General features: G+C 42.7%; 8 protein-coding genes. All 8 read left to right on the top strand.

Annotated features, from left to right (window positions below; all coding sequences use genetic code 11):
- The coding region (locus WBJ10_RS00905; protein ID WP_424287673.1) for a penicillin acylase family protein at positions 1-345 on the top strand (345 nt) is incomplete at its 5' end.
- 200 nt (positions 346-545) lie between these two features.
- Positions 546-938, top strand: coding sequence for an HYC_CC_PP family protein (locus WBJ10_RS00900; RefSeq protein WP_424287672.1), 393 nt, complete (start codon positions 546-548; stop codon positions 936-938).
- 135 nt (positions 939-1,073) lie between these two features.
- Positions 1,074-2,378, top strand: coding sequence for an efflux RND transporter permease subunit (locus tag WBJ10_RS00895; RefSeq protein WP_424287671.1), 1,305 nt, complete (start codon positions 1,074-1,076; stop codon positions 2,376-2,378).
- On the top strand, positions 2,368-4,317 hold the full coding sequence (locus WBJ10_RS00890) for an efflux RND transporter permease subunit (protein ID WP_424287674.1): 1,950 nt from the start codon (positions 2,368-2,370) through the stop codon (positions 4,315-4,317). The genes WBJ10_RS00895 and WBJ10_RS00890 overlap by 11 nt, the downstream gene beginning before the upstream one ends.
- The gene (locus WBJ10_RS00885) at positions 4,304-5,551 is read left to right on the top strand and encodes a TolC family protein (RefSeq protein WP_424287670.1); all 1,248 of its coding nucleotides are present in this window, start codon (positions 4,304-4,306) and stop codon (positions 5,549-5,551) included. The genes WBJ10_RS00890 and WBJ10_RS00885 overlap by 14 nt, the downstream gene beginning before the upstream one ends.
- Positions 5,529-6,878: an efflux RND transporter periplasmic adaptor subunit gene (locus WBJ10_RS00880; protein WP_424287669.1), complete on the top strand. Its 1,350-nt coding sequence runs from the start codon at positions 5,529-5,531 to the stop codon at positions 6,876-6,878. The genes WBJ10_RS00885 and WBJ10_RS00880 overlap by 23 nt, the downstream gene beginning before the upstream one ends.
- A 1-nt stretch (position 6,879) precedes the next feature.
- Complete coding sequence (locus WBJ10_RS00875) at positions 6,880-8,088, top strand: efflux RND transporter periplasmic adaptor subunit (RefSeq protein ID WP_424287668.1); 1,209 nt, start codon at positions 6,880-6,882, stop codon at positions 8,086-8,088.
- 85 nt (positions 8,089-8,173) lie between these two features.
- A partial coding sequence (locus WBJ10_RS00870) for a heavy metal translocating P-type ATPase (protein WP_424287667.1) occupies positions 8,174-9,087 on the top strand: 914 nt, incomplete at its 3' end.

Genomic DNA, 9,087 nt, shown 5'->3' with positions numbered 1-9,087 from the left:
GCCTGGGGCGATGTAAACCGGGCTCGCATCAATAACAAAGATATCCCAATTAGCGGGGCAACCGGGGAGCTGGGGACTTTCAGCGTACTATGGTTCGTACCTCACAAAACAGATTCGCTAAAACGTGAAACCCGCGGGGGTGATGGCTGGGTTATCGCAGTAGAATTCGGTAAAACTCCAAGGGCTTATTCTGTCCTAACCTATGGCAATAGCAATAAAGAAAGTTCACCGCATTTCGCTGATCAGCTGGAATTATATGCAGATAAAAAGATGAAACCGGTAGTCTTTACGGATGAAGATATTAAAAAGGGGGTGATTAAGGAGTATAGGCCGGGGAGGGAGTGAAAGGTAAAAACTGAAAACTGAAAGGGGAAAATTGAAAGGGGAAAACTGAAAACTGGGAGGGGAAAAGTGAAAGGGAAAAGCTTAAAGTTGAAAGCTGAGAGCACAATATGGGAAAGTAAAAGGTGACAATTAGGAAACAATTCCAAGGAATTATGTAACTCTGAATTCAATTTTTTTCTCAATATTTGCAGGAGAATCACGTGAAAAAGTTCATAGTCACCATATTAGCCGTTTTTTATCTGGGTGTTGCATCCGGAGCAACCATGCATTTTCATTATTGCATGGGAACCCTGATTGACCTTGGGCTTGTATCTGAGAAATCTAAAGATTGCAGCAATTGCGGCATGGAAGCTGAAGAAAGCGAGAAATGCTGCACAAAGGAGAGCAAACAAGTTCAAGTTGATGAGGCCCAAAGGCTCAATGACAATCCTTTTCAGTTCAAAACTTTTACTGAAGATCTTTCCTGGAACAGATTTTCCTTCCTGCCTGAATTTTATCCCGTTTCTCTGATAGAAGAGAAACCTCTGGCTAATGCGCCTCCTGTTAAAGACAATACCCCTGTCTTTATCCGAAACTGCAACTTCCGAATATAATATCCGTTTCAAATGCTGATGCTGTTCCAATAGCATAGCACAGGCATTCAATGCCTAAACTCCATTTTTTCTCAATTCTTACTGAAATATCTTGAAATCCACTGCGCATTTCGTTGTGGTTTACAATCAAAAAACATGGTAGAGAAACTTATTGAATTCTCCTTGCGGAATAGATTCCTCGTTTTACTTCTGGCAGCTGGAATATTTGGCTGGGGCATCTATTCGGTTAAAACGAGTAAAATCGATGCAATCCCAGACCTGTCGGAAAATCAGGTCATAGTATTTACTGAATGGATGGGAAGAAGTCCTCAGATCATCGAAGACCAGATTACCTATCCGCTGGTGACCAACCTCCAGGGTTTGCCAAAAGTGAAGTATGTGAGGGCAAATTCCATGTTTGGGATGAGCTTTATCTATATCATCTTTGAAGATAATGTTGATGTTTATTGGGCTCGTTCCAGAGTTCTTGAACGGCTAAATTCCATTGGAAATGCACTTCCAGAGGGGGTTACCCCTACTATGGGCCCGGATGGGACAGGCGTCGGTCATGTTTTGTGGTATACTCTGGATGCTCCCGGAATGGATCTCGGTGAACAACGGACGGTGCAGGATTGGTATATCAAATTCGCTCTCCAAAATGTTTCCGGAGTAAGTGAAATAGCCTCATTCGGCGGTTTTCAGAAGCAATATCAAATAAACATTGATCCTAATAAACTCACTTATTATAAGCTGACGATAGCGGATATAACCCGCGCTGTAAATTCAAATAACAATGAAGCAGGCGGGCGAAAATTTGAGATGAATGATGTGGGATACATCATAAAAACTACCGGATACCTGAAGTCGATTGAGGAGATAGAAAACCTCGCCGTGCGGACGCAAAACTCAATCCCTGTTAAAATAAGAGATCTGGCAACAGTCCAAATGGCCGGGGAAAGCCGCCTGGGGATATTTGACTATAACGGAGAAGGCGAAGCGGTAGGCGGCATTGTTGTTATGCGCTACGGTGAGAACGCCGATGAAACCATTCAAAAGGTAAAAGCAAAAATGGCCGAAGTAAGCAAGGGGCTCCCGGAGGGAGTGAAATTTAATATAGTGTATGACCGGGGTGAATTGATTGAAGAGTCGATTTCCTCTATTAAAAACACGCTTATTCAGGAAATGATTGTGGTTTCACTTATTGTCATTGCATTTTTATTTCACTGGAGAAGTGCAATAAGTATCATTATCCAAATCCCCATAACAATTGCGGCAAGCTTTATCATACTGAACGCATTTGATATCTCATCAAACATCATGTCGCTGACCGGTATCGCACTTGCAATTGGGGTAATTGTCGATAATGGAATTATAATGGCCGAAAACTCATACAAACACCTTGCGGTAAGGCAAGCCGAACTTAACGTTTTAAGAAATGGAGAGGAGTCAGATGCAAAATAGATTTAACAGCTTCTTTAAGCGAAAAGAACAGAAGGACGGTTATGTTAAACTTTCGAGTGAAGAAAGGCTGAGCATTATTTCAAAAGCCTGTAAGCAGGTGTCACGGGGTGTCTTCTACTCTACTATCATAATTATCACCTCCTTTCTTCCGGTGTTTCTTTTGACCGGGCAGGAAGGAAAGCTATTTCATCCCCTGGCTTACACCAAGACATTCATACTGATTGTAGATGCTTTTCTGGTGCTCACCCTGGCACCCGTCATCATTTCCTTCTTCATGAAAGGAAGGTTCCGGGCCGAGCATGAGAATCCCATCAACCGATGGATGGAAAAAAGGTATGAACCGATTATTCGTGCTTGTATCAAGTATCGCAAAACAACTTTGGGGATAAATATCCTTGCGCTTTTGATCAGCATCCCGATGGTGATGAGCCTGGGCCGGGAGTTTATGCCACCGCTGGATGAGCAGTCCATTTTGTTTATGCCTGTTACCCTACCGGATATATCAAATGCAGAAGTCAAACGAATATTACAGGTTCAGGATAAACTGATTAAATCGGTACCCGAAGTGGATAAGGTCCTCGGAAAAGCAGGGAGAGCAAATACAGCGACTGATAATTCGCCAATAAGTATGATCGAAACAATCATCTCCTTGAAACCTAAGAGCGAATGGCGTCCTGGGATCACCAAAAAAGACATTATTGCTGAACTGGATGCTAAGCTCCAGATACCTGGCGTGGTAAATGGCTGGACTCAGCCCATTATCAACCGGATTAACATGCTTTCCACAGGTATCCGTACGGATGTGGGTGTTAAAGTTTACGGGCAGGATTTAAATCAAATTTCTGCGGTATCTCAAAAAGTTCAATCATTATTAAAGAATGTAGAAGGCGTTAAAGATTTATACGTGGAACCAGTTACCGGCGGAAAATATCTGGAGATAGTGATCAAGCGCGACAGGCTGGAACGTTATGGTTTAACTGTAGATGATGTTAACGCCACAGTTGAAACTGCAATAGGCGGTGCCCCATTCGGCACTACAATCGAAGGAAGACAGCGTTTGAATATTCATTTAAGACTCGGTCAGGATTACCGCAATAGCATTGACAGGATTAAGCGGATTCCGTTAAATTCGGCTGATGCTGGCACGGTTCCGCTTTCATCCGTAGCTGATATACGCTTCGCCGATGGCCCGCCGATGATCACTTCCGAAAATGCTCTGTTAAGGGGTGCAGTCATGTTCAATGTAAGGGACAGGGATTTGGGAAGCACGGTTCAGGAAGCGGTGGACAAACTCAATAAGGATCTCAAACTGCCTAATGGATATTTTGTGGAATGGAGCGGGCAGTATGAAAACCTGATTCGGGGGCAAAAGACTTTATTATACATTTTGCCGATCGTGCTGATCATTATATTCATATCGCTCTATCTGGCATTTAAGTCGGCTCGAGAAGCATTTTTAAGCCTGATAACGATTCCGTTCGCCTTAATCGGAGGCGCCTACCTCATCTTTTTCTGGGGAGTCAATATGTCGGTAGCCGTTGCGGTAGGTTTTATCGCTTTATTCGGAATTGCCGTAGAAACCGGGGTTGTCATGGTCATTTATCTCAATGATTCAATGAAGCAGCTGGTCGCTTTGAAGGGCAACTCAAGCGAAACCATTACAAAGGAAGATTTAAGGGAATATGTTATCAATGGGGCAGCGAAACGACTGCGTCCAAAGATTATGACGGTATGCGTGGCCTTGTTCGGTTTGACACCGGTATTATGGTCTGCAGGTGTGGGCAGTGATATGATGCAGCCTATTGTTTTACCGATGATAGGCGGAGTTTTAACCTCCTCCACGCATATCCTGTTGGTAACCCCGCTCATCTTTCTGATGACAAAAGAATATGAATTAAAAAAGTTTGGAAAACTGGAGGTGAACGATGATCAGCATTAGAAAATTTATCCTGCCTGTATTAATGATGGGATCAACCCTGACATACGGACAGGAAGTATTAAGCCTGGATAAGGTATTACAGGAGATTAGAACTAACAATCCTCTCTTGAAATCCTTTGACAGCCAGGTTGCAAGCCAGGATGCAAAGATAGAAGGTGCCGGATCCTGGATGGCTCCTATGGTTGGGGCCGGAACTTTCATGACGCCCTACCCTGGTTCAAAGGTAGAGGATGAATCAGACAAAGGAGCCTGGATGTTATCCGCTGAGCAGGATATTCCTAATCCCGCAAAGGTAAAAGCAAAAGAAAAATATTTTGCGGCACAGTCCTCCATCACAAGGGCCGCACAGGGAGTCCAGGCCAATTTATTAAATGCCCGAGCCAAACAGCTGTATTACGAACTGATTGTAGCAAATAAGAAAATAGCTTTTCAAAAAGAAAACCTAACGATTATGGGTACGATGAAAAAGCTTGCGGAAATTCGCTATCCATATAATCAGGGTTCATTAAGTCAGGTTTTTAAAGCTGAAGGACGGCTATATGAATCGGAGAATATGATTCTAATGACCGAAAGTGAATTGCGATCTAAAAAGATAGCCTTAAACGCTTTAATGTACCGCCCGGTTAATTCGGATTTCAGGGTAGACACCAACCTGGTGATATCTTTTAGACCGATCGCCGTTCTGGATACATCTTATTTAGGAGCCAGCAGGAGTGATATACGGCAAATGGACTATAGTATCCGTGCTATGGAACTAAACATTAATCAAATGCGTCAGGAAGCCAAGCCTGATTTTCGCATCCGATTTGACCACATGGCTAACCGGGCTCCGATGATGCCAAGTCAGTACACCATTATGGGCATGATATCAATTCCTATTGCCCCCTGGTCGTCGAAAATGTATAAGTCGGAAGTGAGGTCCATGAATTTTGAGCGTGAGGCAATGCGTCTGCAGAAAGATGCCATGCTTTCTGAAATGCTTGGTATGACAAAATCTATGGAGACGGAGCTAGTCAACATGCAAGTCCGGTTAAAAAATTACGAGACAAAAATACTGCCCGCTTTAAATAAGAATCTCAAAGTGTCTATGCTGACTTACCAGGAGAATAAAGGGGATGTAAATACAGTAATTGACGGCTGGGAAGCAGTGAATATGGCACAAATGAACTATCTGGAACAGCTACAGAAATTTTATCAAATGATTGTTGAATATGAAAAGAATATTGAAAGGTAATTTTGCGATAATCGTTCTATTGAGCATCTTTTTTATCTCTGCTTGTACAGGAAAAGCCCAGGAGGGGGAATCCGCGAGTGCGGCTAAACATACTTGCCCGATGCATCCTGAAATTATTAACGAGGGGCCTGGCATCTGTCCAATATGCAAGATGGATTTAGTGCCCATACAATCGTCAGGGAAAGATGCTGGCCGAATTGACACATTGGAAACACTGGTGAAACCTACTAATCAGTTTGTTGTTTCTGACATCGCCACAATAAAGCCGGAGAAAGGCTCGAAGGTGCAGGACATAATTGTAAGAGGGATAATCAATTATAATATGAATGGTCAAAATTCAGTTTCGTCGAAAGTAAACGGAAGGATTGAAAAATTGTATGTAAAGTATAATTATCAGCCGGTATCAAAAGGTCAAAAGCTTATGGATGTTTACAGTCCTGACCTGGCCAGCGCACAACAGGAATTACTCTTCCTGAAAAATAATAATGAACCCGCACTTTTAGAACAGGCGAAAAAGAAACTCCGGCTTCTGGGTAGCACAGAGCAACAAATCAAAAGGGTCCTGAGCACAGGTAAAATAGATTATACCGTCAGTATTTATAGCCCCTACTCAGGTTATGTATCAGAACTTCAAAATGTGTCTTCGCCTTCTGCTGCAACCGCTTCAGCGGGAGGTACAGTTATTTCATCTGAATCAGGAAATAGCTCTTCGTCAATGGGCGGAATGGGAGGTTCTTCCGGTGCTGCATCGAACTCGTCAGGCATACCTGATGTAGCCAGCAATACCCCATTGCAGCTTAGGGAAGGGCAATATCTATCAGCAGGCCAACGGCTTTTTAACCAGGTTAACACTAATTCGGTTTGGGCTGAATTCTATGTTAATCCAGAAAAACTGGATGAGTTTAAAAAAGGTACGATGATCAGCATACAGTCTGTAGACATTGACACTAAAAATCGCCGTGTTCCCGTAAGCCTGATCCAGCCATATTACAGTGAGGGTACAAATTACTCGCTTGTGAGAGCTAACTTAAGCAATGCGGATAAATCATGGAAAGTTGGTGAATTGATTACGGTGAAAAATACGAGTACTAGAAATACAGGAACCTGGGTCCCCCGATCAGCTGTGCTTCAACTAGGAACCCGCTATGTATCATTCATTAAGAAAAGCAATGCGTTTGTACCTGTTTACGTAGATATAAAAGCCCTTTCGGGTGAATGGGCAGATATAGGTAACAGTATAAACGAGGATCAGGAGCTAGCAGTGAATGCCTGGTTTTTGGTCGACAGTGAGAGCTTTATTAACGTTCAAAATTTAACGGCACAATAGAATGGAAAGAATAAGATTTTTAAGAAGGCTTGTATTGATGGTGCTGATCCCTTTATTCTATATTTCGGGATGCACCAATGAGAAAGAAACCGCTTCTTCTCAAAATTTCACGTGCCCTATGCACCCGCAGATCATCAAAGATGGTCCGTCTTCCTGCCCCATTTGCGGAATGAATCTGGTTCCCGTTACTAAGAGTGGAACTAATGACGAAATTGTTTTAATGGATAGCCAGATCCAGCTGGCCAATATTACAACCATGCCCATTGCAAGCAGCAACTTCGGCACTTCCAAAGTTTTAAACGCCAGGCTGGTAACTAATCCCGAACTTTCAGAGCTAATATCGAGCAGATATGCCGGTCGCATTGAACGGCTCTATGTCAAGGAAACTGGTCGTCAGGTTTCTAAAGGGCAAGCTTTGTTCCAGATCTATAGTGAAGAACTGCAAACACTTCAACAGGATTATTTGCTACAGCTTAAACAAAGCGCAGCATTTCCTAATGAGAAGATCTATCTAACACTTCGGGACGCAGCTAAAAATAAGCTTCGGCTGTTTGGCTATTCCAATACTCAGATAGCCAACCTGGCGCGAAGCAGTAAAACATCACCTCTTATAACGGTAAATGCCACTGTTTCAGGTGTGGTAAATGAAGTTAATGTATCCGAAGGCCAGTATGTTTCTGCTGGTTCACCCATCGTAAGTTTAGAGAATTACAGCCAGCTATGGGTTGAAGCCGATGTCTATCCGGATGAAGCCGGTTTAATCAAAATTGGAACTCCGGTAAAAGTAAGAATCGACGGCTTCCCGGAATTGGAACAGACCCTGAAAATTAATTTCATTTCGCCACAAATAGACGCTGCAAGCCAGGTTTTGAAAGTAAGGGCACCGATATCCAGTCAGGGGAAGTTACAGTCCGGAATGCAAGCTACAGTACTGCTAAATACTGAAAATATCAGCGATGCTGTTGCTCTGCCCCTCAGTGCAGTAATCAGAGACGGTAAAGGGGCACACGTATGGATTAAAACAGGAAAAAATACATTTGCTCCCAAAATGGTAACAACGGGTCAGGAAGATGCCAATCAAATTATTATCACTTCAGGCCTGGAAAATGTTAAAGAAGTAGTAGTAAGTGGTGCTTATTTATTATCTAGTGAATTTATCCTGAAAAAGGGTTCTGATGCTATGTCAACTCACGACATGAGTAAGATGTAACATCATACAATAATGTAATTCTTTCAATGGATTATATAAAGCTTCGAGTCCCACCGAATGTAATTTTGTGGTATAAATTATTGTTATGTCTACAGATACATTATTGCAAAAACCAAAAGGGAATAATAAGGCAAAAAGGGAAACATTCCCTGTCACAGGTATGACTTGTGCAGCCTGCGCAGGAAGTTTAGAATCGATGCTCAAATCAGCCGATGGGGTATACGATGCCGGAGTCAACTTCGCCAATCAAACGGCATGGGCAGAATTTGATGCAGAAAAAACTAACCCTTCTGAGCTTCAAAAAACTATCCGTTCTATAGGATACGATATTATTATTAACGTCGAGAATCCTTCGGAAGTCCAGGAAGAAATGCAGATAAAGCATTATCAGGAAATAAAGCACCGCACAATCTGGGCATCCATTCTTTCTTTTCCGGTTTTCATTATAGGTATGTTTTTCATGGACATGCCCTACGGTCCATGGATCTCCATGGTTTTGACAGCGCCTGTACTATTTTGGTTTGGCAGGGACTTCTTCATTAATGCCTGGAAACAAGCCAAATATGGTAAAACGAATATGGATACCCTGGTTGCTTTAAGCACCGGAATTGCATTTATATTCAGCGCATTTAATACCATCTATCCCGAATACTGGCATGCCCGGGGAATTCATCCGCATGTTTATTATGAAGCAGCTTCGGTAATTATCGCCTTTATATTATTAGGCAAGCTTCTGGAAGAAAAGGCGAAGTCTAATACCTCGTCGGCCATAAAAAAATTGATGGGCCTGCAACCAAAAACCGTCCGCATTTTGGTTGATGGTAAGGAGCAGGATATCCCTACAGCATCTGTTGAAAAGGGGAACTTAATTGTACTTCGTCCCGGAGAAAAGGTTCCTGTCGATGGCGCTGTTATTTCTGGCTCATCCTATGTAGATGAAAGTATGATAACAGGTGAGCCCGTACCAGTTCTAAAACAAAAAGATGAAAAGGTCTTTGC

The organism is Daejeonella sp. (assembly GCF_049655485.1).
In the GTDB taxonomy this organism is placed as follows: domain Bacteria; phylum Bacteroidota; class Bacteroidia; order Sphingobacteriales; family Sphingobacteriaceae; genus Daejeonella.
The sequence above is the reverse complement of the archived record's forward strand: the minus strand, read 5'-3'. Positions and strand labels throughout refer to the sequence as shown.